This window comes from Burkholderia sp. MSMB2157WGS (assembly GCF_001532755.1).
Classification (GTDB): domain Bacteria; phylum Pseudomonadota; class Gammaproteobacteria; order Burkholderiales; family Burkholderiaceae; genus Burkholderia.
On sequence record NZ_LPJG01000021.1, the window covers coordinates 109,121 to 132,424 of the forward strand.

Annotated in this window: 20 protein-coding genes and 1 pseudogene; 10 read left to right on the forward strand and 11 right to left on the reverse strand. The window is 64.9% G+C overall.

The window, feature by feature from the left end:
- Positions 1-2: 2 nt before the first annotated feature.
- The 5 genes from WT53_RS14020 to WT53_RS14035 form a co-directional block, all read right to left on the reverse strand.
- Entirely contained in the window at positions 3-1,193 is a 1,191-nt protein-coding gene (locus tag WT53_RS14020; RefSeq protein WP_034204352.1) for an efflux RND transporter periplasmic adaptor subunit, read from the reverse strand.
- 328 nt (positions 1,194-1,521) lie between these two features.
- A complete protein-coding gene (locus WT53_RS32365) occupies positions 1,522-2,280 on the reverse strand; it encodes a DsbC family protein (protein WP_080747632.1) in 759 nt (252 codons plus the stop codon).
- Positions 2,270-3,226, reverse strand: a complete 957-nt coding sequence (locus WT53_RS14025) for a DUF3658 domain-containing protein (protein ID WP_257127839.1) — start codon at positions 3,224-3,226, stop codon at positions 2,270-2,272. The genes WT53_RS32365 and WT53_RS14025 overlap by 11 nt, the downstream gene beginning before the upstream one ends.
- 881 nt (positions 3,227-4,107) lie before the next feature.
- Positions 4,108-4,689: an HD domain-containing protein gene (locus WT53_RS14030; protein ID WP_034204353.1), complete on the reverse strand. Its 582-nt coding sequence runs from the start codon at positions 4,687-4,689 to the stop codon at positions 4,108-4,110.
- A 78-nt stretch (positions 4,690-4,767) separates the two neighbouring features.
- Positions 4,768-5,334, reverse strand: a complete 567-nt coding sequence (locus WT53_RS14035) for a helix-turn-helix transcriptional regulator (RefSeq protein WP_034204354.1) — start codon at positions 5,332-5,334, stop codon at positions 4,768-4,770.
- A gap of 246 nt (positions 5,335-5,580) precedes the next feature.
- Between WT53_RS14035 and WT53_RS14040 the strand changes: the two genes are divergently transcribed.
- The 3 genes from WT53_RS14040 (at position 5,581) to WT53_RS14050 (ending at position 8,509) form a co-directional block, all read left to right on the forward strand.
- Positions 5,581-6,984 (forward strand): HdeD family acid-resistance protein, encoded by a 1,404-nt coding sequence (locus WT53_RS14040; RefSeq protein ID WP_034204355.1) that lies wholly within the window; start codon positions 5,581-5,583, stop codon positions 6,982-6,984.
- A 94-nt stretch (positions 6,985-7,078) separates the two neighbouring features.
- Positions 7,079-7,651, forward strand: coding sequence for a hypothetical protein (locus WT53_RS14045; protein WP_034204356.1), 573 nt, complete (start codon positions 7,079-7,081; stop codon positions 7,649-7,651).
- A gap of 126 nt (positions 7,652-7,777) precedes the next feature.
- Positions 7,778-8,509 (forward strand): ribonuclease T2, encoded by a 732-nt coding sequence (locus tag WT53_RS14050; protein ID WP_034204357.1) that lies wholly within the window; start codon positions 7,778-7,780, stop codon positions 8,507-8,509.
- Between the two features lie 282 nt (positions 8,510-8,791).
- On the opposite strand, the gene WT53_RS14055 is transcribed toward WT53_RS14050, so the two are convergent.
- Entirely contained in the window at positions 8,792-9,427 is a 636-nt protein-coding gene (locus tag WT53_RS14055; RefSeq protein ID WP_034204358.1) for an isochorismatase family cysteine hydrolase, read from the reverse strand.
- Positions 9,428-9,715: 288 nt separating this feature from the next.
- On the opposite strand from WT53_RS14055, the gene WT53_RS14060 reads away from it, so the two are divergent.
- Positions 9,716-10,198: a cupin domain-containing protein gene (locus tag WT53_RS14060; RefSeq protein ID WP_034204359.1), complete on the forward strand. Its 483-nt coding sequence runs from the start codon at positions 9,716-9,718 to the stop codon at positions 10,196-10,198.
- Positions 10,199-10,332: 134 nt separating this feature from the next.
- On the opposite strand, the gene WT53_RS32370 is transcribed toward WT53_RS14060, so the two are convergent.
- From WT53_RS32370 to WT53_RS14070, 3 genes are all read right to left on the reverse strand, one after another.
- Positions 10,333-10,707: a cytochrome c gene (locus WT53_RS32370; RefSeq protein ID WP_080747633.1), complete on the reverse strand. Its 375-nt coding sequence runs from the start codon at positions 10,705-10,707 to the stop codon at positions 10,333-10,335.
- 190 nt (positions 10,708-10,897) lie between these two features.
- Positions 10,898-11,713, reverse strand: a complete 816-nt coding sequence (locus WT53_RS14065; RefSeq protein ID WP_155294364.1) for a hypothetical protein — start codon at positions 11,711-11,713, stop codon at positions 10,898-10,900.
- Positions 11,714-11,835: 122 nt separating this feature from the next.
- Positions 11,836-12,750 carry a glutaminase gene (locus tag WT53_RS14070; RefSeq protein ID WP_034204361.1) on the reverse strand — a complete coding sequence of 305 codons (915 nt, stop codon included), beginning with the start codon at positions 12,748-12,750 and terminating at the stop codon, positions 11,836-11,838.
- A gap of 221 nt (positions 12,751-12,971) precedes the next feature.
- On the opposite strand from WT53_RS14070, the gene WT53_RS14075 reads away from it, so the two are divergent.
- A complete protein-coding gene (locus WT53_RS14075) occupies positions 12,972-13,682 on the forward strand; it encodes a response regulator (protein WP_034204362.1) in 711 nt (236 codons plus the stop codon).
- Between the two features lie 64 nt (positions 13,683-13,746).
- Entirely contained in the window at positions 13,747-14,877 is a 1,131-nt protein-coding gene (locus tag WT53_RS14080) for an ATP-binding protein (RefSeq protein WP_034204363.1), read from the forward strand.
- A gap of 100 nt (positions 14,878-14,977) precedes the next feature.
- Here the strand turns inward: WT53_RS14080 and WT53_RS14085 are convergent, their stop codons facing one another.
- Positions 14,978-17,380 (reverse strand): patatin-like phospholipase family protein, encoded by a 2,403-nt coding sequence (locus WT53_RS14085; RefSeq protein ID WP_034206128.1) that lies wholly within the window; start codon positions 17,378-17,380, stop codon positions 14,978-14,980.
- 273 nt (positions 17,381-17,653) lie between these two features.
- Between WT53_RS14085 and WT53_RS14090 the strand changes: the two genes are divergently transcribed.
- From WT53_RS14090 to WT53_RS14105, 4 genes and pseudogenes are all read left to right on the forward strand, one after another.
- Positions 17,654-18,688 (forward strand): rod shape-determining protein, encoded by a 1,035-nt coding sequence (locus tag WT53_RS14090; protein WP_034204364.1) that lies wholly within the window; start codon positions 17,654-17,656, stop codon positions 18,686-18,688.
- A 94-nt stretch (positions 18,689-18,782) separates the two neighbouring features.
- Positions 18,783-19,140: pseudogene (locus tag WT53_RS14095) on the forward strand (autotransporter outer membrane beta-barrel domain-containing protein); the annotation flags it as partial.
- 158 nt (positions 19,141-19,298) lie between these two features.
- Positions 19,299-21,521: an amylo-alpha-1,6-glucosidase gene (locus tag WT53_RS14100; protein ID WP_034204366.1), complete on the forward strand. Its 2,223-nt coding sequence runs from the start codon at positions 19,299-19,301 to the stop codon at positions 21,519-21,521.
- A 96-nt stretch (positions 21,522-21,617) separates the two neighbouring features.
- The gene (locus tag WT53_RS14105) at positions 21,618-21,869 is read left to right on the forward strand and encodes a hypothetical protein (RefSeq protein ID WP_006482135.1); all 252 of its coding nucleotides are present in this window, start codon (positions 21,618-21,620) and stop codon (positions 21,867-21,869) included.
- A gap of 483 nt (positions 21,870-22,352) precedes the next feature.
- Here the strand turns inward: WT53_RS14105 and penR are convergent, their stop codons facing one another.
- A complete protein-coding gene (penR, locus tag WT53_RS14110; protein WP_034204367.1) occupies positions 22,353-23,243 on the reverse strand; it encodes a beta-lactamase transcriptional regulator PenR in 891 nt (296 codons plus the stop codon).
- Positions 23,244-23,304: the final 61 nt, after the last annotated feature.

Genomic DNA, 23,304 nt, shown 5'->3' on the forward strand with positions numbered 1-23,304 from the left:
CGTTACACCACGTCCGACAAGGGCGCGCGCTCGTCCGCCGACGCTTCGCCGATCACGACCCGCTCGCCGTCCTTCAGGCCGGCCAGCACCTCGACGCGCACGTTGTTGTTGATGCCGATGCGGATGTGGCGCGTTTCGGTGCTGCCGTCGGCGCGCAGCACGCGTACCGCGACGGTGCCGTCCTTGCGCTTCTCGCCGAGCGCGGCGGCCGGAATGATCAGCGCGTTGCGCGCGTTGCCGAGCACGATGTTGACTTGGGCGGTCATCGCGATGCGCAGCCGGTGCTCGGGATTCGGCACGTCGAACAGGGCGTTGTAGAACACCGCGCTGTTGGGTTTCGCGCTGCCGCCCGCGCCGCCGCCGAGCGTGCTTTGCGCGTCGGCGTAGTTCTGCGGCGCCGGTTCGATCGCGCGCAGCTTGCCGTAATGACGCTTGTCCGGTTCGCCGAGGATCGTGAAATAGGCGGTCTGGCCGGCGCTCACGCGAATCACGTCGGCTTCCGATACCTGCGCCTTCACGGTCATCGTGTCGAGATTCGCGAGCTTCAGGATCACCGGCGCCTGCTGCTGCGCGATCACGGTCTGGCCTTCCTGCGTGACGATCGCGACGACCTCGCCGTCGATCGGCGCGACGATGCGCGTGTAGCCGAGGTTGGCCTGCGCGGTCTCGATCTGGATGCGGGCCGAACGGATCTGCGCGGCGAGCGATGCGAGGGTGGCGCGCTGCACGTCGAGCGCCGCGCGCGCGGCCTCGAACGCTTCGCGCGACGTCGCATCGTCGGGCAGCATCGCCTGCTGGCGACGGAACGCGAGCTCGGCCTGTGTCAGTTGCGCGGCGGTCGATTGCTGCTGCGCCCGCAGGCTTTCTTCGCTGGCGCGTGCCTGGCGCAGCGCGTTTTCCGAGATCACGGGATCGATTTCGGCGAGCCACTGGCCCTTCGTGACCTTGTCGCCGAGCTTGACCTTCAGCGTCTTCAACTGCCCCGACACCTGCGCGCCGACGTCCACCTGCTTGAACGCCTGCAGCGCGCCGGTCGCGAGCACCGCGTTCTCGAGATCGCCGCGCGTGACGGGCGCGGACAGGTACTGCGGATGTTTGTCGGGCGTGGCGATCGTTATTGCTACGACGGCAGTGGCAATGGCTGCACCGCTGATGACCAGTATGGTGAGCCGGCGGCGGATCTTCTTATTCATGAGAATACGGCGTTGATGAGTCGGGCGTCGGCGGCGTGGATGGCTAATCGGGATGGTCCTGCAATCGTGGCATGCAGTGCAGATCGATAGAGGAGTCGGATGGATACGGCGCGGCGATGCTGGTTCGAGTCAGGCGGCCATGATAATCGAGGTAGTTTCGTGAATCCGTGTAGGAATTGTGCTGAATTGTGCCGGAAGTTCTGCGGCGTATCTGTCGACTTTGTCTGTGTTTCAATTCATGGAGTGACAGGTCAATACAAGGATGCGGAGAGGATCGTCACCCGGATTCGATCCGTGCTACCGTGATCGCGGAATGCCCCTTCAAACTTCAGGGGCGGGGTGGGGTTCTAAGCTCCACGCGGTTATTGCGATCAATCTTGTCAGCCAAATCTTTCCCGGAAATAAATCCCGCGACTCTTTCTCCGGAAGGCAGGAACGTGGTGGGCGTTCCCCTGATATTGAGCTTCTTTCCCAGCGAAAGGAGTTCTTTCGTGATGGTGGGCTGGCAACGCTTGCGGGGGGCGGTGGTTTTCCCTCTTTCGATCCATTGCTTCCATGCTTGGAGTCGATTGTCGGCGCACAGAATGATTTCAGATTTGGTGACGGAGTCGGTAGAAAGAACTGGGTACAGGAAAATGTATACGGTCACGTTGGGGATCTTGCCTAGCTCGGGACTCATTTTCTTGCAAAACGAGCAGTTCGGATCGAAGAATGTAGCGATCACGCGCTCTCCGGTTCCATTTTTATGTTTGATGGCATATTGGAATGGAAGGTCATTGATGTTTATGCTGTTAATCTTATTGAGTTGTGTTTCTGTTATGTTTTCCTGACTATTGGTGTCGAACAGGTTGCCGATGATAACGTGCGATGCCGATGAATTGCTGTAGAAAATTCGTGAATTTGCGGTGACCTCATATAGTCCGTCGATTTTTGACGGGATAACTTGCTCTATCTTCAGTTCGGGCAGTTTGGCTTGCAATTCCCGTTGCAAGTTCGCTTCTACATCGGCGGAAGCTGCTTCGGTGTGCGCTGTGGCGAGCGCAAGTGTAAAGAGTGATGTTGGAAGGAGATTTATATTATTCGGCATGGCGTATGGAGTCTGAAATTTGCATGGCTGATGAACGGAGATGCCAGGAACTCGCAATCCGTATCTGTGTTTGTGTGATGCTGACTTCGGCTTGCTTCTCGATGATGCCACTCAAGAAGAATTTCTCGAGTCGATGATAGAGGAAAATGTCTCCCGGAAAATCACGTCTTTCCGATTGGATTATTTCTATTATGCGCAATACTACTATCGGTGTGGGCTCCCACTTCCTGGCTATGGAGTTGATGATGTATGCGTCGAAATCCGTTGATCGGAATGATTGAATTTTTCCAATTCCGTTGACCATTCTGAAATCGGCGTTTTCCTCGACGAGGGAGCTCCATTCTGTGATATAGGAACTGACGTCGATCGATTTTATTTCAACTGCATTGTCGAGAAGCTTGGTGAGATCGAGGAAGTTCTCCGCAGCAGGGTGGGCACTCTCTTTCGGGATCGAAATCAACAGGAAATCCCGTGGAGGATCATGGCTTATCCAGTGCATGAAATTCGCATATTCGATTGATGATAATGGATTTACCCATGCACACACTTTGATCAACTCGTTGGTGGGGATGATAGGGGTGTCGATGGTCAAGTCGCTTGGGATATATCCGAAATTATCGTAAAACCACGCCGACAGGGTCGAGACGTCGCGTTCTTTGAGAGGGCCGAGGTGCCAGTTTCCGCCAATAAGAACATGTGACCCCATCAACCTCCCTTCCGAAATTGCAGATGCGATGACATTGGATGTGATGTCCGAGAATGATGCATGGATCATATTTTGGTGATCTTTGTTTCGGAGCATTGGTACGCCTTGATCTTGGGTAGAAATTTCAACCTCGTCGCGAGCGAACGACGGATTTTTGTGCGGTTGAGCGCTATCGACACAACTACTCGCGACGAAGCACGTCACTGTCGTTATACGGCGCAACCGCTGATCATCGGCCACCATCCATTCGAGCGATTGCAGTTATTCAAGCAATCTGCGCATCGTGTCATGCCAGCCGTGCTGCCGGGTCTGCTACCGTATCGCTGAATGCACATTGTGTAGAAAACGGAGCAACTTGTGAATGCTCGTTGATTGGAAGTGTTCGGACCTTCGAGGATTTTGCTCGCAAGGCCGTCGGCTGCAGCACTGCCAGGATGAAGCAAGGCAATGACGATGCCAAAGGTGACTGCAGCCAATCTGGTGGCCTTCCGAGTGGAGAAACTTTGTTTGGAATGCATCGAAACCTCCTTTGTGACGGGTTGAGGAAAGATAGCGATTGTTTGATGTCGTGGATATAGCTTTGAGATTTATTAGAAAATTTCAATTTAGTATTCCTGTGTTTTTATAGGTTAATTTTTATGGTGTTGTTTTTTCAAGGATTTATTTTTTAGAGATAATCAAATTGTTGCCGATTGTCATTTTTGTTAAATTTGTCAAATCGGACTGGTCGACGTTTTCCGATTGCAATGAGGGTTGATTCGGAATCCTCGCGAGCGGCAGGGCCAAGGGTTTCGCTTATCCGGGCAGGAAATTGGAGCGCCGCTGGAGAATGGCGTGGATGGTGTGTCCAGTCCGGCAAAAGCAGCGGGCGGACTGCCCGGATGGAGGCGAAGGCATTGAACAGATGGCCTTCGCGTGGGGCGCACGGTAGAGAAGGCGGGCAGATATGTAGCCCGTCCGTGCCGGTACCGAATGCGACGCGCGGCGGCTTTGCCCGTCGTGTCAGTCGGAAATGGCTTCTGGGTGGAGAGGTTCGCGCGCCGCTAGTGACCAGGGACGCACCGAACAGTCGGCGACGGGTACGGCAACAGGGTGTCTTGTGCTACCGCCGTGCCGCGCGCTTACGCGCGGCATCCACCCGCGTCGATCCTGCGCTGCGTGTCGGCATCGACGATCTCGCGGATCGCGCGGAACAGCGGCGCGGCGTCGGTGTGGCGACGCCCGTAGCCGAGATTGAACGCATAGTCGAAATCGGGCGGATTGCTGCCCTGGTTGTGCTGCAGGATCGTTTCGAGCTTGTCGAGCGCCTTCGCCGCGCGGGCTTCCGGCGAGGCGGCTGCCTCGTATTCATCCCATAGCGCGACGATTTCGTCGCGCACCGCGCGGTCGAGCGACGCGGTCAGCGTCAGCAGGTCGTCGCGTTCGTGCGCGCTCTTGTCGGGGTGTGCGTTCTGCTCGACCGCGGGGATGTCGCCGTGCAGCGCCTCGCCGAGGTCGTGGACGACGCACAGTTTCAGCAGCTTCAGCGTGTCGACGCCCGGCAGCGCGTCGGCGAACACGAGCGCCATCAGGCACAGCCGCCAACTGTGCTCGGCCGTGCTTTCGGGGCGCCCGGCCGACGTGTAGCCGCTGCGCAGCACGTCCTTCAGGCGTTCGGCTTCGCGCAGGAAAGCGAGCCGCGCGTGGATCGTATCGGGATTCATGGTCGGCGTCCTTGCGATGAGCCGTCAAGCGTACGCCGGCCGGCCGCGCTTCGTCCACGCATGAAATATGCGTGAACGTCAGTGCGCGTCGAGCGTTTCCACGAGCCGCACGGCTGAGCCGTCCGACAACGTCATCCGTGTCCACCGGCACCGGCTGCCGCGAATCGGCACGACGCGCGACGCATTCGCGCCGGTGTCGAACTCGACGCTCGGCGGGCCCGCGCGGTCGTGCCAGCCGAGCGGGGCGAGCGCGGCTTCCATGCGAACGATTTCCGGCGTCGCGTAGCGCCACAGCGACGTGTCGAGCAGCGTCGAAAGCGGCTGCGAGAACTCGGCCGCGCGCGCCGGCGAGCTGGCAAGCAGACGGTGCGTGAGATCGCACACGAGATGCATGCGGCCCGCGCTGCCGGCGATCAGCCGCGCGAGTGCGTGGTCGCCGGCGGAATCGAGGCGCGCGGCGAGCAGCCGTTCGGCCGTCGCGCGCTCGTCGGGCGACATCTGCTGGAGGCCGGCCTCCCAGCGCGAGATCGTCGATTGCGCGACGCCGAACAGCTCGGCCGCATGGTTTTGCTTCACGCGGTGCAGCGCGCGCCAGCGTTTGAGTTGCGGGCCGAGCGAGGACGGATGAAGCGGTGAGGCATTCATGACGATGCTCCTGTGACAGCACTTGCGGTGCGCGCCCCGGCGGAATCGTTTTCGCGAGGCTTTCAACCGGTCTCACCATATCTTATTATTCGGCCAGAGCGGCGCGTGCCGGCTGCCATCGATCGTGTGGACGACACGACGCGCCGGCAACGGTGACCGCCTTCCGGCCGGTGCGTCGCCCGACGCGCGGCCGCAACGGCAGGGAGCGCGAGGCCGCGCGTTTCCCGAAAAAGATACGAGGGCGCAATGGTACGACTGGTGTTGCTGCTGCTGGGCATCGAATATCTGCGAACCCGCTGGCGCGGGCTGACCGTGCTCGGCTGGCTGTGGGTCGTCGCGGGCGTCGGCATTTTCGTCGATGCGCTCGACGGCGCGCTGCATTTTCCGATCGAACTGTTCGCATGGCTGTTCCTGATCGAGGGACTCGCGACGCTCGCGGTGGCCGGCAGCGGGGTCGGCGGGCAGCGCATCCTGCGCTACGTGAAGGGCATCGCGGTCGTGGTGGCCGCGGGGCTCGTGTTTGCCGGCCATCATCACGGCCATTTCCTGCTGTCGATGATCTTCGGCACGCTGTTTCTCGTCGACGGGCTGTTGCAATGCACGTCCGCATGGATGGTGCGCTATCGCCGCTGGCACGTCGCGTTCGCGTGGGGCGTCGTCGAGATCCTGCTGGCGATCTTCTTCTTCCAGCCGTACCCGACGCACTACGCGGGCACCGTGCCGTACTGCCTCGGCCTGTTGCTGACGTTCGGCGGGATGCACATGCTGAGCCTTGCCGCACGCGTGCGGCGGCTGACACGCAACCCGGCGTTCGCGACGTCGCCCGCGCCGGCGCTGGCGCCGGATCTCGACGATGCGCCGGACCTGCCGCAGTTCGCGCAATCCGAATGGGACGGCCCGCCGGCCGACGGCGAGCGGGCGCTCACCGTGCACGTGTGGACGCCGACCGGCACGTCGAAGGCCGAAGCGCAGCGTTATCCGGTGATCGACCGCTACATCGCGGCGGTGGATGTCAACGGCGTGATCTCGACCGGCCATGCGGCGCTGGAGTCGCCGGAGGGCATCTATATCAGCCTGTATCCGGCCGTCGAAATCGATCGTTCTCCGGACGAATTCACGCGCATCCTGCGTGCGACGCGCGAGAACGACGTGCCGGGCCTGTTCCAGCCCGACTATGCGACCGAGTCGAAAGCGTGGTGTCCGTCGACGGTGCGCGTGCGCATCCGCAACTACGATCCGGCCAAGCTCGATGCGTTCTGGTCGTCGTACCGGCAGAACACGACGTACAACCTCACGCACCGCAACTGCTCGAGCTCCGTGTCGAATGCGCTCGAAGCCGCGCTCGACGGCGCGGTGTGGCGGCTGAAGGGCGCGCGGGCCGGGTGGGGCGCGTTCGTGCGGCTGCTGCTCACGCCCGAGCTGTGGGTGGCCGCGCAGATCCGCAAGCGTGCGGTGACGATGGCGTGGACGCCCGGGCTCACGCTCGACTATGCGCGCGCGCTCAGCATGCTCGCCGATCCGCGTCCGTTCGCGTGGTGGAAGGTGGCGCGCTCGGCCGTGAGCGCGATCATGGCGTCGCGCCGCGCGTGGCGCGAGCAGGACAGCGCGGCGCTGTCGCCCGGCGGATCGGAGGCGGCGTCGATGAAGTGAAACGCGTGGCGCCGGACGCAGGCCCGGCGTCACGAGGCGCGCCTTCGCGCGGCGCCGCGATATCGCCTGCCATCAGCCCCCACGGACGACGACAATGAACAACACGAAGGCGTTCCGCATCCTGATTCCCGCCGCGCTGACGCTGGCGAGCGCCGGCCTCGCGCAGGCGGACACGGACGAAGTGCCGCGCATGAGCAACGACGTGTACCGGACGTCGGTGTCGTTCTGCTCGAACGTCGCGGCCGCCGAGAAGATCGCGTGCCAGGGCGACATGATCGCCGCGGGCAGCCGGATCGTCGCGGCGATCGGCGGCCTGCCGCCGGCTTCCGCCACGACGATCGACGAAGGCGCGCGCAACAAGCTGCCGCCGGAAGAGCGCAAGGGGCTCGCGTCCGTCGAGCCGGCCGCGATCGACACGGACGACGATCTGGCCGGCCTCGCCGGCATGGTGCGCCTCTGCGACGTGTACGAGCCCGAACCGGCGTCGCGTGCGCGGCACCACGCGGCGCTGAAGCAGAAGGCGCCCGACGCCGCGCCGCGTGTCGAGGCGTTGCTGGCCGATGCGTCGACGGCGGCGCGCCAGCGCGTCAGCATCGGCGTGTGGCAGATTCTCGCGCTCGAGGGCCCCGAAGCGTCGGCGCGCGCGTGCACGCAGCTCGGCACGTGAGCGATCGCGCATTCTTTCGTCCACCTTCACATTCGTGCCATGTTGCTTCGGCAACAATCGCGGGCAGACATTCGACAACCTTGCGGCGCATCCCGCGACCGCAAGCCCTTTCCGAGGAAACACGCCATGCTCAAGACGCTCGCCCGCGCCGCTGCCGCACTCGCCGTCGCTTCCGTTTCACTGCACGCCGCCGCGCAGACCAGCTACGACTACCTGTTGCTCGCCGCGTCGTGGGAGCCGGGTTTCTGCGCGTCGCACGACACACCGGAATGCACGAACCTCGCCGGCTCGTATGCGGCGACGAGCCTGTCGCTGCACGGGCTGTGGCCGAACCGCTACGACGGCAATCAGCCGTTCTATTGCGGCGTGCCGCAGAGCGACATCGACCTCGACAACGCGCACCAGTGGTGCAGCATGGACGCATACCCGATCAGCAGCGCGACCCGCAACACGCTGTCGACGTACATGCCGGGCGTCGCATCGTGTCTCGACAAGCACGAATGGTTCAAGCACGGCACGTGTTCGAATTCGGCGACGCCCGATGCTTACTGGAATCAGGCGTCGGGCATGATCAGCCGGTTGGGCAACACGTCGTTCAACGCGTTCCTGCAAGCGAACGCGGGCAAGACGGTCACGCGTAACCAGTTGCTGTCGGCGTTCGAAGGCGCGTTCGGCAGCAACACGCGCAGCGCGGTGTCGCTGAAGTGCACGAAGACGAACGGCGTGAGCTACTTCACCGAAGCCTGGATCGCGGTGAAGACGAATGCGACCGCGCAGTTTCCGAGCGCGGCATCGCTCGTGACGGACGGCAATACGCAGGGCACGTGCCCGACGTCGGGTGTGTTCATCGCGAAGTGACGGGGCGCGGCTGACGTGCGCGATATCGCGCACGTCGCGGGCGGTCGGGGCTGCGGCGGGACGGGCGGTATGGGCATTCGAGCATGTCGCGCGTGCCGTTGATGGCACGCATGCAGATTCGTCGGTCGGCAACGTACAACCGCTGCCCGCGTCGGGCGGCTGCGCTCAACGCGCCGCGGACGGCACGCCGAACCACCGCGTGGCCGTCGGCACGTCCGTCAGCGCAGCCTCGAGCCCGCCGTCGGATGCATGGTGTCGAACGGCGGTGCGACGAGTCCGTCGTCACGCCAGCAGCCGCAGCGCATCCGCGAGCGACAGGACCGTCGTGCGCGATTCGAACGCGGTGGCGAACAGATGCTCGTGGACGATCGGGTCCGGGTCGTAGCAGCAATCCTTGACCGTGTAGAGGCCGAAATCGGCGTCGCTCGCGTGGGCGATCGACGACAGCATCACGCCGGTCGAGGCGATGCCGACCATGATCAGCGAATCGACGCCCTGTGCGACGAGCCGCGCCTGCAGATCGGTGCCGAAGAATACGCTCGCGCGATGGGCGACGATCAGCGGTTCGTCGGGCTGCCTGGCCAGTTCGGGACACGGGGCGTCGTCGATGAAGAGGCCGAGCTGCTTGATACCCTGGCCGTTCTTGTTGCGCGGGCTGACTTCCGGATAGCCGGGGCTGAAGCGCAGATTCGCGAACCAGACGCCGACGCCGGCGGCTCGCGCCGCGTCGCAGAGACGGCGCGTGTTGGCGAGCAGCTCGGGCGCGACCGACGGGAAGAGCCCGAGGATATCGGTCTGGTAATGCATGACCAGCAGCGCGGTTTTGGATGGCACGATGGGCGGGATCGGCGCGGAGGAGCTGCTGCCGGCGTCCGCGCGGGCAGGGGTTGCGATTGCTGATGCGTTGTCCGGATTCATGCGTGGGGTTCTCCAGTAATCGCTTCGGAATGTCGGAAAATCGGTGGTGCGGTATATGTCGCGAGTCACGTCGGCACCAGCGTGCCCCGTACCGGCGGAAATATAAGTTCTGGTGCGATTCCTTCGGAATGAACCGTGCGGGCGCCGCGCAGCCGCCAACGGCCGGGATCGGCAAAACGGCCACGCGCGACGGTCGCAGCCCAACATCCGAAATGCCGCGCCACGAACGCATTTTTGTCGTTTCCGCAAGCCGCTATCATGGACGTTCCTCTTAAAGGAGAACACCCGATGAGCCGGCCGGATTTCATCAAGCACTGGACTGAACTCGAAGAACCGGATGCGCATTCCTATCGCGGCGATACCGAGCCAATGGCGCTCGATGCGCCGCTTTCGGCCGCACTCGGCATCACGCGTATCGGGATCCATCATGTCAGACTTCTGCCCGGACGGCGGACATCATATCCGCACGCCGAAAGTACCGAGCAGGAGTTCGTGTACGTGCTCGAAGGCAAGCCCGATGTATGGATCGACGGCGTACTTCACCCCATTGCCGAGGGCGATTCCGTCGCGTTTCCGGCAGGTACCGGAATTTGTCACACCTTCATCAACAATACGAAGGATGAAGTCAGATTGATGGTGATCGGCGAACGTCCTCGCGACGACAACCGTATCCGGTACCCGCTCAACGAAGCGTACGAACTGACCCGCGCGGACCGATGGGTGGACTGGCCCACCCGGCCGCTCGGAGACCATAACGGGATGCCGGACTGATGCTCACGCGTGAGCGTCAGCCGACGACCTGTCAGCCACGATATCCCGGCGAGCGACCGCCGTACTGTGCGGGTTCGGCCCGTCGATGCAACGAATGGATGAATCGCTCGGCCGATCCATCTCGGGTCACCGCGCTATTTCTTTGAAATCAATTCAGTCATATATTGATTCAGATCGCGAAAATCTTTAACCGTCCATGAATGTGGGGGCAGCTTTATGCCATTTTCACGCAAGGTTTTCGGAATCAGATCTCCGTTTGGGCGAAGTATGATGGATGAAACGATAACGCCCGGATAATCACTAAGCCGTTTTTTGAAAGCGGGTGTCGTAAGATCGGGCGTAGGCGGACTGCTTTTATTGGCCAACGGTCCCGTTCCTCGGGCGTCTGCTCCATGGCACATGGCGCATCTCGCCAGGAAGATCTTTTTCCCGTTGTCACTATCCGCAAAGGCTGCGGGTGTTTGAGAAAACAATGAAATTCCTAGTGAAGCGATGAGCAATATTTTCATTTTTTAATTTCTTGTATGAGCCTTCGGAAGGGTATGTCGATATTTGCATGTCGCCATTGCGCCAAATGAGACGCGCTCAATTTCACCACCTCAAAAATCGACCGCCCCGTATAAGGCGTCAACCGTTCCAGCGCCAGCGTGTCGGCACTCCGGCAATATGAGCCACGTACGGGTACCGCTCACCGCCTCCTCAATATCTGCCAGACAGCTTGAGACTGCCGTCCTGTTTCCTCGATACCATAACCTCTTCCCCACGGCGTAGTTCGTGTTCACCCACACGTTGGTTCACGGCCAGAATGCAGGTGAATCGATCGAAAGTGTCGAATTCAAATGGCCCTGCGTCGCATTCAATACCGAAAATTTTCCGCGGGCGGGGTAGCTCTCCCGAAATCGGCGCTGCGACAGCGCCGTCGACAGCGACCGCCTTGACATGGGTTCCGGCAGGGAGATCGAGTTCATGATCTTGAAGCCCAGAGGCCAGCGTGCAGTCCACGGTGTCCACAAGGTTGACGTATTCGGGGGGAGTGCGCTCCTGATTGTGCGTAAATGGGCCGGGTGCGCACTCGATCCCGGCGAACGATGCCGGCTTCGCAAGCGTTCCCGATGCAAGGTAGCGCGTCTTGTTGTCGACACGAAACACGGCGAAGTCTCCACTCACGGTGAGCCCGAGAAGCGGCGTGTTCGGCGGGACGGTCCCGCTTCGGACCGAGTGTGGCGCGTAGTCGTCCAGGACAACCGTCGAGCCTGGCGGGAACGTCATTCCGTCGAATACCGTTGCCCGTGTGAGGTGGTGGGTGTACCAGGCGCTTATTGCGTGGTCATAGCCGTCGGCAATTGCACGATTGTTGAAAAGCGTGACAACCTGCACGAACACCAGGCAACCGAGAAAGACCGCGCCGCATCTCCAGGCCTTATGCTTGCGAACGCGACCGTTCAACCCGAAGGCCACGACGATTAGCGTGATCGGTACGGTGACTGCAAGCGTCAAAAAAAGCAGGATCGCCAATGCCGATATCCCGTACAACGCCATTATCGAGTCTCCGTTTGATCAGCTTCTGCCGCGAACCATGTTGACGTGCTGCCGATATCGCCCATTGCGCCGGGTGAGGCGAGGCTAACTTCGCCGCCTCAAAAAATCGACCTGCCCGTATAAGTCGTCAACCATTCCAAAGCCAGCGTCCCCGCCAACGAATTCCCGTTCGCATCCAGCCCCGGCGCCCACACGCACACCGCCATCTCCCCGGGCAGCACCGCGACGATCCCGCCGCCGACGCCGCTCTTCGCCGGCAGCCCGACCCGATACACGAAATCGCCGGCCGCATCGTACGTCCCGCAGGTCAGCATCAGCGCCGACAGCCGCTTCGCGGAACTCGAATCGACGATGCGCTCGCCGGTCGCCGGCGCGACGCCGCCGTTCGCAAGAAACAGCGCGGCGCTGGCGAGCTCGACGCAGTTCATCGTGATCGCGCACTGGCGGCAATACGCGTCGATCACCGTGTCGGGCGGCATCTGCATGTTGCCGAAGCTCGCCATGAAATGCGCCATCGCGCGGTTGCGCTCCGCGTGCTGCAACTCCGACAGCGCGACGCGCGAGTCGTAGTCGATGTCGTTCGCGCCGATCAGCCGTCGCACGAATTCGACGAGCGCCGTCTCGGCCTTCACGAAGCGGCGGCACAGCACGTCGGTGACGACCAGTGCGCCCGCGTTGATGAACGGGTTGCGCGGCTTGCCGCGCTCGCTTTCGAGCTGGACCAGCGAATTGAACGCGGTACCGGACGGCTCGCGGCCGACCCGTTCCCACAGCGCGTCGCCCAGCAACTGGAACGCGAGCGTGCACGCGAACAGCTTCGAGATGCTCTGGATCGAGAAGCGCTCGTGCGCATCGCCAACGGTGTAAACGTTTCCGTCGAGCGTCACGACGGCCATCCCGAACTTGTCGGCGGGCACTTTCGCGAGTTCGGGAATGTAGTCGGCCACCCGTCCCTGGCCAATCCAGGGGGCGAGTTCGGCGTGGATGCGTTCGAGGATCGTCTGGTAATTCATCGCGTCAGGCAGGGTAGAGGCAGGCCGGATTCCGGCGAGCCCGTATGGAACCGTCCCGGCGCCGATTCGTCAAGCGCGGCCGAAATCGCGCCCTTATTTTCAAGACCGGCAAACAGGCGAGCGGCGGGCGCAGTATCATGCGGTACGTTTCGGCCGCTGGCCGGCGTCCGGCACCGGCCGGCGCCGCCGCCGCGGCTTCTCCGATGATCCGAACGCCGCCCATGTCTTTTCGCATCCTGCTCGTCGAAGACGACACCCGCCTGTCCACGCTGATCGCCGGCTACCTGCGCAAGAACGACTACGAAGTCGACACTGTGCTGCATGGTGACGCCGCGGTGCCGGCGATCCTGTCCATTCGTCCCGATCTCGTCATCCTCGACGTGAACCTGCCGGGCAAGGACGGCTTCGAAATCTGCCGCGAGGCGCGCAAGCAGTACGACGGCGTGATCATCATGGTGACGGCGCGCGACGAGCCGTTCGACGAGCTGCTCGGCCTCGAATTCGGCGCGGACGACTACGTGCACAAGCCGGTGGAGCCGCGCATCCTGCTCGCGCGGATCAAGGCGCAACTGCGCCGCGCGCCCGTGCGCGCGGCCGAGAGCGCCGCGCCGCAACCGGAGCGCTACGCGTTCGGCAAGTTCTCGATCGACCGCACCGACCGCACCGTCGTGCTGCCCGACGGCAGCACGCCCGACCTGACGTCGGCCGAATTCGACCTGCTGTGGGCGCTCGTGTGTCATGCGGGCGAAGTCGTCAGCCGCGACGATCTGATGCTGCAGCTGCGCGGCGTCGAATTCGACGGTCTCGACCGCACGATCGACGGGCGCATCTCGAAGCTGCGCCGCAAGCTGCGCGACGACGCGAGCAACCCGCAGCGGATCAAGACGATCCGCAGCAAGGGTTATCAATTCAGCAAGCACGCGTGGGAATGACGCCGCCGTCGCGCGACGCCGTCACGTTCCGCGCGGACATTCCGCCCGCCGGCCGGGAGCCGCGATGATCCGACGAACCCGTTCTCGCCCCGATGCGCCGCCGCTGCCGACGCTGCGCTACGTCAAATGGCGCTGGCTGCATTTCCGTCGCGCGTGGACCGACACGCGCGCCGACCGCATTCCGAGCTGGTCGCGCCTGTACGTGCGCACCTACGTGCATCTGCTCGGCCTCGTCTTGCTGACCGCGCTGGTGCCCGCGCTCGCGTTGTCCGTCGAATTGTCGCCGCAGGTCGTGTGGCATGCGTTCGACTCGCTGCCGGGCGACATCTGGATCGTGCTGGCGTTCGTGTTCACGGCGCCCGCGCTCGCCGCGTACCGGTGGATGCGGCCGGTGTGGTCGGATCTGGTGATGGTGCGCGAGCGCGCGATCGACTTCACCGGCGGGCGCTTCAACACGCGCGCGCGCGAATCGCACAGCGTGATCATCGGCCCGCTCGCGCGCACGCTGAATGCGCTCGCGATGCGCATGGAGCGGCTGATCGCCGCGCAGCGCGATCTGACGAACGGGATCTCGCATGAGCTGCGCACGCCGCTCGCGCGCGTGCGCTTCGCGCTCGAAATGCTGCGCGAACCGGGTTCGGCGGCCGAATACCAGGGCGCGCTCGAGAGCATCGCGCAGGACGTGACCGAGCTCGAGGAGCTGATCGACATGAGCCTCACGTATGCCCGGCTCGAATACAGCTCGTTGCAGTCGAACCTCGAGATGACCGCGCCGGTCGCGTGGTTCGAGCATCAGGTGAACGACGCGCAACTGCTGTATCCGGATCGCACGATCGAGTCGCGCATCGCGATCGGGCCGGATCTGCGCGTGAAGATGGATCGGCGGCTGATGTCGTATGCGATGCGCAACCTGTTGCGCAACGCGAGCAAGTACGCGAAATCGCGGATCGTCGTCGGGATCTCGCTCTTGCACGGCAACATCGGGATCTTCGTCGAGGACGACGGTCCAGGGGTGCCCGAGAGCGAGCGCGAACGGATCTTCGACGCGTTCGTGCGCCTCGACCGTCGCACCGGCGGCTACGGGCTCGGCCTGTCGATCACGCGACAGGTGCTCCACGCGCACAACGGCCGGATCGCGGTCGTCGATCCGGTCGAGCTCGGCGGCGCGCGGTTCGAGATCAGCTGGCCGGTCTAGCGCGCTGCGCGCGGGGCCGATCGACGGCAATCGCGAAGACGCAGGCTGCCGGCGGGCGCACGCGCGCCACGGACGCCGCCGAAGCGGCATCCGCGCAGGCTCAGTAGGTGCGGCCGAGCTGCAGGTAGAAGTTGCGTCGGCCGCCGGGCGCGAGCGCCACGCCGATGTAGACGGGCCCGAACGCGGTCGACAGGCTCGTGAAGAATGTGTAGCTCTGCTTGAGCGAGCCGCCGCCGATCTGCTGGCCGCTGGACCAGACGTTGCCGACTTCCGCGCTGGCGCCCACCGACAGCGCCTTGATCGGCGATGCATTGAACGTCATCAGCTGGTTCATGTACGTGATCTGCCCGTACGCCAGCTCGTTGCCGTTCAACTGATCGGCCGCATAGGCGGACAGATGCTGGAAGCCGCCGAGCGTGAAGTTGAACGCGTTGATCAGGTTGGTGCCGCCGATGCTTTTGCCGCCTTCGATCGTCGCGCTGACGCTGTGTCGGCCGAACTGCTGCGCAATCATCGCCTTGCCGTAGATCTCGGTATAGGGCGCGTTGTTGATCCCGTCGTCGAATTCCTGCGCCGAGCCGCCGTTGCGCGACACGAGCGAGCGGTCGACCCGCAGTTCGCCGAAATAGCCCTTGCGCGGGAACATCGGATCGTCGAGCTGATCGATCACGAGCCGCGCCCGCGCGACCAGCGCTTGGGACGTGAAGCTCGGCCACAGCAGCGTCTGGCCGCTGCCGTCGTCGAACGGCACGTTGTAGGTCGGCGAGCCGTGCCCGGTCACGTAACCGACGCCGATCCGGAAATCGCCGAGCCGCGCGATCGGCAGGCCCAGATCGATTCCCGCGCGTGCCGTCTGCATCAGGTACTGCGTGATCTTCACGTCGCCGGAGTTGTCGTACAGGTTCGCATAGCGACGCTGGTATTCGGCGTACGGCGACAGGTACACGCCGTACGCGGTCGACAGCGGCTGGCGCAATTCGACGCGTGCCGACTGCAGGTCGCTGCCGATCGTCGTGTCCGCGCGGAATTCCAGCCCCGATTCGGTGAGCCACGGCCGCCGGTAGCCGACGTGCAGGCGGAAGCCGCCTTCGTCGGTCGAACTGCTCGACATGCCGAGCCCGAACAGCAGGAAGTTGGGCCCCCAGTACTTCTCGCGCGCGTTGATCTCGAGCACGTTGTCGTCGCCGCGGCTCACGATCTGCTGCGTGACGCTCTCGAAGTTGCCGCCGGTCGTGAGTCCGAGCAGATCCTGGCTGACGGTCTTCGGATCGTAGATGTCGCCGGGTTTCACGTGCAGCGCGTTGCTGACGACGCGCTTCGGCACGCCGCCGCTCGTCTTGATGTCGATGCGCGTGATCCGGATCGGCGGCGGCAGCGGCTGCGCGTGCGCGGACTGGTAGGCCGCGTACTGTTCCGGCGTGAGCGCGAAACGCCGCAGTTTCGGCAGCGCCGCGGTCGCGGCGGCTTCGCCGGCGGCAATCGCCTGCTTCGCGTTCTGGAAATCGGTGAACGCGAGCGAGCCGAGGTCCGGCGTGAGCAGCACGTCTTGCGCGTCGAGTTGCTTGCGCTGCGCGGTCACGTTCTGGCGGATCAGGATGCCGACCATTTGCTGCATCACGTCGGCAGGCGACGCGAGCGCGTCGAGCGGGCGCAGTTGCGAGCCGATGTCGACGGCGATCACGACGTTCGCGCCCATCTGGCGCGCGGTGTCGACGGGCAGGTTGCTGACGAGCCCGCCGTCCACCAGCGCGCGCCCGTTGATCTCGGCCGGTGCGAACAGGCCCGGCATCGCCATGCTCGCGCGAATCGCGAGCGGCAGCGAGCCGTGGTCGAGCACGACCATCTGGCCCGTCTGCAGGTCGGTCGCGACCGCGCGGTACGGGATCGGCAGGTGGTCGAACGGCTGGTTGGTCGGCACGGCGGCCGTCCAGTCCGCGAGCAGCGCCTGCAGCCGGTTGCCCTGTACGAGGCCGACCGGCGCCTTGACGCCTTTCTTGCCGAAGCCGAGCGTCAGCCCATTGATGTACAGGCGTTCGTCTTCCCGGCTGGTTTGCGGCAGGTCGGCACGGTCCGTCACGTCGAACGCGATATCCGCCAGATTGACCTCCGACAGCCGCTTCTGCATCTCGTCGGCCGCCATCCCGCTCGCGTACAGGCCGCCGACCACGGCGCCCATGCTGGTGCCCGCGATGCAGTCGATCGGAATCCGGTTGTCCGCCAGCACTTTCAGGACACCGAGGTGTGCGTAGCCGCGCGCGCCGCCGCCGGACAGCACGAGGCCGATCGACGGCCGGCCGGCCGGGCCGCCGTCGGCCGTGCAGCTGTGCGCCGACGCGGCAGGTGCGGCAGGTGCGGCGGCCGGCGCGTCGGCGGCAGCGGTCCGGGCAGCGGCGGCTTCGGTGGCCGGCAGCGGTTGCGCGGCGACCGTGCAGCACCAGAAGGCAACGAGCGTCGTGCAGAGCGGGCGCACCGGCGCCCAGCGGAAGAAAACGGTCGCTGTCATGGCGAACATACCTGGCGTGATCGTGCGTCTGAGGCCTGCCGGGAGCAGGCAAGACCGAGAGATTACCGTGTTTTACAGGCCCGACGCGAGAGGCCGTTGCGTAGCCGGACGTACCCGAAACGCCACATTCGGCAATTTCGTCGCGAAAAAATCATGGGAATTGCCTAAAGTATCGGAACGATTTGCCGCTAAGCTCGTGATGGGACGGCATGGACGCGCGGCAAAACGTGCGGCGCGGCTGTCCCGGCCCGTTCCCTCACAAAGGTTTGAAATATGTCGACTCCGCTGTTCGGAAAGTTGTTTGCGCAACCCGTTGCGATCGACCTGGGAACGGCAAGTACGCGGATCTATACGCACGAACGCGGCGTGGTGCTGAACCAGCCGTCGGTCGTCTGCTTCCGCAAGGGCGGCGCAACCGACGCGCGGCCGACGCTCGAGGCCGTCGGCGAGCTCGCGAAGGCATTGCTCGGCCGCGAACCGGGGCATCTCGAATCCGTGCGGCCCATGCGGCACGGCGTGATCGCGGACGCGCACGCGGCCGAACAGATGATCCGCAGCTTCATCGACATGTCGCGCACGCGCTCGCGCTTCGGCCGTCGCGTCGAGGTCACGTTGTGCGTGCCGTCCGACGCGACGGCCGTCGAGCGCCGCGCGATCCGCGAGGCCGCGTTCGCGGCCGGCGTATCGGAGGTCGAACTGATCGAGGAATCGCTCGCGGCCGGGCTCGGCGCGGGTTTGCCGGTGACCGAGGCGGTCGGCTCGATGGTCATCGACATCGGCGGCGGGACGACCGAAGTCGCCGTCATCGCGCTCGGCGGCATCGTGTACCGCGAGGCGATTCGCGTCGGCGGCAACCAGTTCGACGCGGCGATCGTCAACCATATCCGCAACCTGTATGGCGTGCTGCTCGGCGAGCAGACGGCGGAGCACGTGAAGAAGACGATCGGCTCGGCCACCAGCGCGGTGCCGCGCACGTCGACCCGCGCCGTCGGCCGCGGCATCGGCGACGGCCTGCCGCGTTCGGTCGAGCTGTCCAATCACGACGTCGCGGACGCGCTGGCCGCGCCGCTCAAGCAGGTGATCGGCGCGGTGAAGTCGGTGCTGGAAAACGCGCCGGCCGAACTCGTGACCGATATCGCGAATCGCGGTGTGGTGCTCACCGGCGGCGGCGCGCTGCTCGCCGGGCTCGAACGCCTGCTGTACGACGAGACCGGGCTGGTCGCGCGGATCGCCGATGAGCCGGCCACCTGTGCGGTGCGCGGCGCCGGCGAGGCGATGGGGCGGCTCGCGATGTGCCCGGCCGATTGAGCCGGGGCGGTGCCGGTCGGGCGCCGCGGTGCAGGCTTCACATTCTTTCAGTCTCCCTGTTGCCGGCCCTCGTGGCCGGCATCATCCATTGCACGGACGGGCGCGGGTGCTGCGCGCCGGCGGCGAGACGACCCGCGTCGGCGTCTCGACGCTCCGGCTGCGCGCGGCGTCGCCGCTCGGTTCGATCGCGAGCGGCACGTTCACCGCGCGCGGCACCGTCGGTTGGCGGCATGCGTGCGGCAACGTGCGGCCGTCGTCGGCGTTCACGTTCGCGGACGGCGGCACGTCGTTCCGGCTGTCGGGCGTGCCGATTGCTCGCGACGGCGCGGTGCTCGAAGCCGACATCGACGCGAACGTCACGCAACGCCTGACGCTCGGCCTCGCGTTACGGCGGCCGGTATGACACTGGCGTGCGCAACAACGCGATCCTCGGCAAGATCCTGCGGCCATTCCGACCGGCAACCGATGTGCCTGTACGCGACGCCATGCGCCGTTGCTTCGTCGCATCCCGTCGCGGCCGTTTCGGCGCTGCGCACGTGCGCCGTTCTGGCCTATCCTGTGCGAAACACGCGACGCGCGCCGCGCGTTGCGCCTCGACACAGGAGCATCGATGCCGAATCACGCCGAAGCCACGACGACGCAGGCGCCGCAAGTCGCGCCGATTGCCCCGACCACCGCGTCGGGTCCCGCTTTCATCGCGCCCGAAGCCGATCCGCAGGCGATCGCGCGCAACAACCAGTACGTACTGAAATCCGGCGACGCGTTCGTGGTCAGCGACGCGCTCGGCGACATCGGCGGGCATGACGACGGCCTGTTCGTCGACGACATGCGCGTGCTGTCGACCTGGCGCCTGACGTTCGGCGGCCGTGCGCCGTCGCTGCTGTCGGGCGCGACCAGCGCCGACAACGCGTCGTTCACCGCGCACCTGACGAACCGCCCGCTGCCGCCGCTCGGCGGCCACGAGACACCCGAGGGCGTGATCCACATCGAGCGGATGCGCGTGCTGGCGGGCGACGTGCTGTACGAAGCGCTGACGCTGACGAACTACGGCGCGAGCGAAGCCGAGGTGCCGCTGTCGCTGTCGTTCGCGGCCGATTTCAAGGACATGTTCGAAGTGCGCGGCACGCAGCGGCCGAAGCGCGGCACGGTGGGCGTGCCGCGCGTCGACGCGGGCGCGGTGCGGCTGCGCTACGACGGCCTCGACCGCGTGGAGCGCAACGTGACCGTGCATTTCTCGCCGGCGCCCGACGCGCTGTCGGTCGATCGCGCGGACTACACGCTGACGATCGCCGCGCAGGCGTGCGTGTCGATCTACCTGACCGTCGACGCGACGCTCGGGCCCGCGCAGGGCGAAGGGCCCGGATGCGGCCGCGTCGCGCTGCGCACGGCGCTCGTCGGCGTGCATCGCGAGATGCGGGCGCGGCGCGAGTCGATGGCGCGCGTGAACACCGGCAATCCGCTGTTCGACGCATGGCTCGATCGTTCGCTCGCGGATCTCGGGCTGCTCACCACGCAGCTCGACACGGGGCCGTACCCGTATGCGGGCATCCCGTGGTTCTCGACGCCGTTCGGCCGCGACGCGATCATCACGTCGCTGCAGATGCTGTGGCTGCAGCCGTCGCTCGCACGCGGCGTGCTGCGTTTTCTCGCCGAGCATCAGGCGCGCGAGACCTCCGCGTTCCGCGACGCGGAGCCCGGCAAGATCATGCACGAGTTCCGCCGCAGCGAGATGGCCGCGACGGGCGAGGTGCCGTTCGCGCTGTACTACGGCGGCGTCGATACGACCCCGCTGTTCATCGTGCTCGCCGGCGCCTATGTCGAGCGCACCGGCGACGATGCGCTGATCGACGAGCTGTGGCCCGCGCTCGAGCGCGCCGCGCAATGGGTGATCGACAAGTGCGACCGCAATCCGTACGGACTGCTCGATTATCAGCGCACGTCGGAGCGCGGCCTCGCGAACCAGGGCTGGAAGGACAGCCACGATTCGGTGTTCCACGCGGACGGCCGTTTCCCGGACGGGCCGATCGCGCTCGTCGAAGTGCAGGCCTATGCATGCGCGGCGCTCGACGCGATGTCGGCGTGCTCGCACCGGCGCGGCCATGCGGCCGACGCGACGCGCTACGCGTTGCGCGCGAAGACGCTGCGCGAGCAGGTCGACGCGCTGTTCTGGATGCCGGAAGGCAATTTCTACGGGATCGCGCTCGACGGCCATGGCGACCTGTGCCGTGTGTTCGCGTCGAACGCGGGCCATCTGCTTGCATTCGGGCTGCCCGACGCCGAGCGCGGTGCGGCGGTCGCCGGCGTGCTCGGCTCGGCGCTGTTCCAGACGGGGTGGGGCATCCGCACGCTCGCGGCCGGACAGCCGCGTTTCAACCCGATGGCCTATCACAACGGCTCGGTGTGGCCGCACGACAATGCGCTCATCGCGCGCGGCCTCGCGCGCTACGGCGACAAGACGGCGGCGGTGAATCTGCTGCGCGCGCTGTTCGAGGCGGCGGTGAGCTTCGAGATGCGCTTGCCGGAACTGTTCTGCGGATTCCCGCGCCGGCGCGGCGAACCGCCGACCGCGTATCCGGTGGCCTGCCTGCCGCAGGCGTGGGCGGCCGGCGCGCCGTTCATGATGCTGCAGGCGTGCCTCGGCGTGAGCATCGACGCGTCGCGCCATGAGGTGCGCGTCGAGCGTCCGGCATTGCCCGAAGGCGTCGACTGGCTGCGGATCGATGCGCTGCGCGTCGGCGACGAAACCGTGTCGCTGACGTTCCGCCGCGTCGACGGCCAGGTCGTCGCCGCAGCCGAGCAGCCGGGCCGCGTGAAGGTGGTCGCGGTGCTGTAGCGGCGTGCCGCGCGAACGTTGCGCGATGTCGCGCCACGTTCGCGCGCGGCGGCATAGAATCGTGACATGACCCCTGAACGATGGCGGAGGTAGACGATGACGACCGACAATCGGCCCGACGACGGCGAGCACAAGCTCGAGAATCTGGAAGCGGCGGTCGACCACCTGCACAAGTCGATCGAATCGCAGAGCATCGCGGTCGGCGCGGCGAAGGGCATCCTGTTCAGCCTGATCGAAACGCTCGGCGCACTGATCGGCGACCCCGACCTGCCCGAGCATGCGCGTTCGGGCTACGAAGCGCTGCGCGACAAGGCGAGCGAATTGCGCGGCGGCCTCGACCGCCATTGACGCACGGGCGGCGCAGGCGCTGCCCGATTCGGCAGACGCAGCACAAAACCCCGTGCGCTCAATCAGTTAGGTGCCCGATACGCAGGATATCCACAAGCTTGCCAACACAATCTGTGGAGAACCGCCCGGCCATCGGCCGGGTGCGCCGCGCGTGCGCGGCGTGCGGTTCGACAATCTTTGCGGTGCCACACCATTGACCGGCCAAGGTCCGTGAACTGAATCCCCTTCTGTATCAAGATGTTACGCGCCCGATCTGGCGGATATCCACAGGCTTGCCAACAAAATCTGTGGACAACTCGCAATCGATTGCGTCGCAGGCGTTGAGGATCCGGCCGGAATGCGACGGGTGCGCGAAGCCCGTGCGCAAAGGCTGCCCGCGCCGCGCATCGGCGCACGAATGCGTGCGCGATCAAAGGCTTAGGCCCCGGATACCCAGGATATCCACATCCTTGCCAACACATTCTGTGGACAAGCGCGGCCGCGTTATTCGATGGGTGCCGCGCCGGCCGCTTCCGCCACGATCCAGTCGCGAAAGAGCGTCATCGCGGGCGTCAGCGGTTTCGACTTCAGCGACGTGAGCCAGTAGCCGCCCGCGCGCACGTCGATGTCGAACGGCCGCGCGAGCTGGCCGAGTTGCAGTTCGCGCGCGAACATGCAGGCGGGCGCGAGCGCGACGCCCGCACCTTGTATCGCGGCCTCGACCATCAGCCGTGACGAGTCGAACACCGGCCCGTTGACGGCCCACGGCTCGAGCTGCGCGGCGTCGAACCAGCCGAGCCATTCGTCGGTGCGGTACGAGCGCAGCAGCGTTTCGTTCGCGAGGTCGGCCGGCTGCGCGAGACGCCGCGCAATGTCCGGCGTGCAGAGCGCGGTGAGCGGCGCATCGAGCAGTTGCTCGTTGCGCGTCGCCGGCCAATTGCCGACGCCGAAGCGGATCGCGAAATCGAGGCCCTCGGCGGCGAGGTCGACGACGTTGTTGTTGGTCCGCAGCCGCAGCTCGACGAACGGGTGCGTGTCGCCGAACTGCTTCAGTCGCGGCATTAGCCAGCCTAGGGCAAAGGTGCCGACGACGCCGAGCGTCAGCACCTCGTGGAAGCGCCCGCCGTCGAACTGCTTGAGCACCGTCTCGATGCGGCTGAACGCGTCGCTCAGCACCGGCAGCAATGCGCGCCCCTCGTCGGTCAGCCCGAGACCGCGCGGCAGCCGCGTGAACAACGTGCAGCCGAGCCGCTCCTCCAGCGAGCGCACCTGCTGGCTGACCGCGGCCTGGGTCACGCTCAGCTCGAGGCCGGCGCGCGTGAAATTCAGGTGGCGCGCCGACGATTCGAACGCGCGCAACGCATTGAGCGGGAGATGAGGGCGGAGTTTTGTCATAAGTATTTCTTTTGTCAGCGCTCAATTATCGTTGCTTGTCAGGCAACCGTAAAGTCTCGAT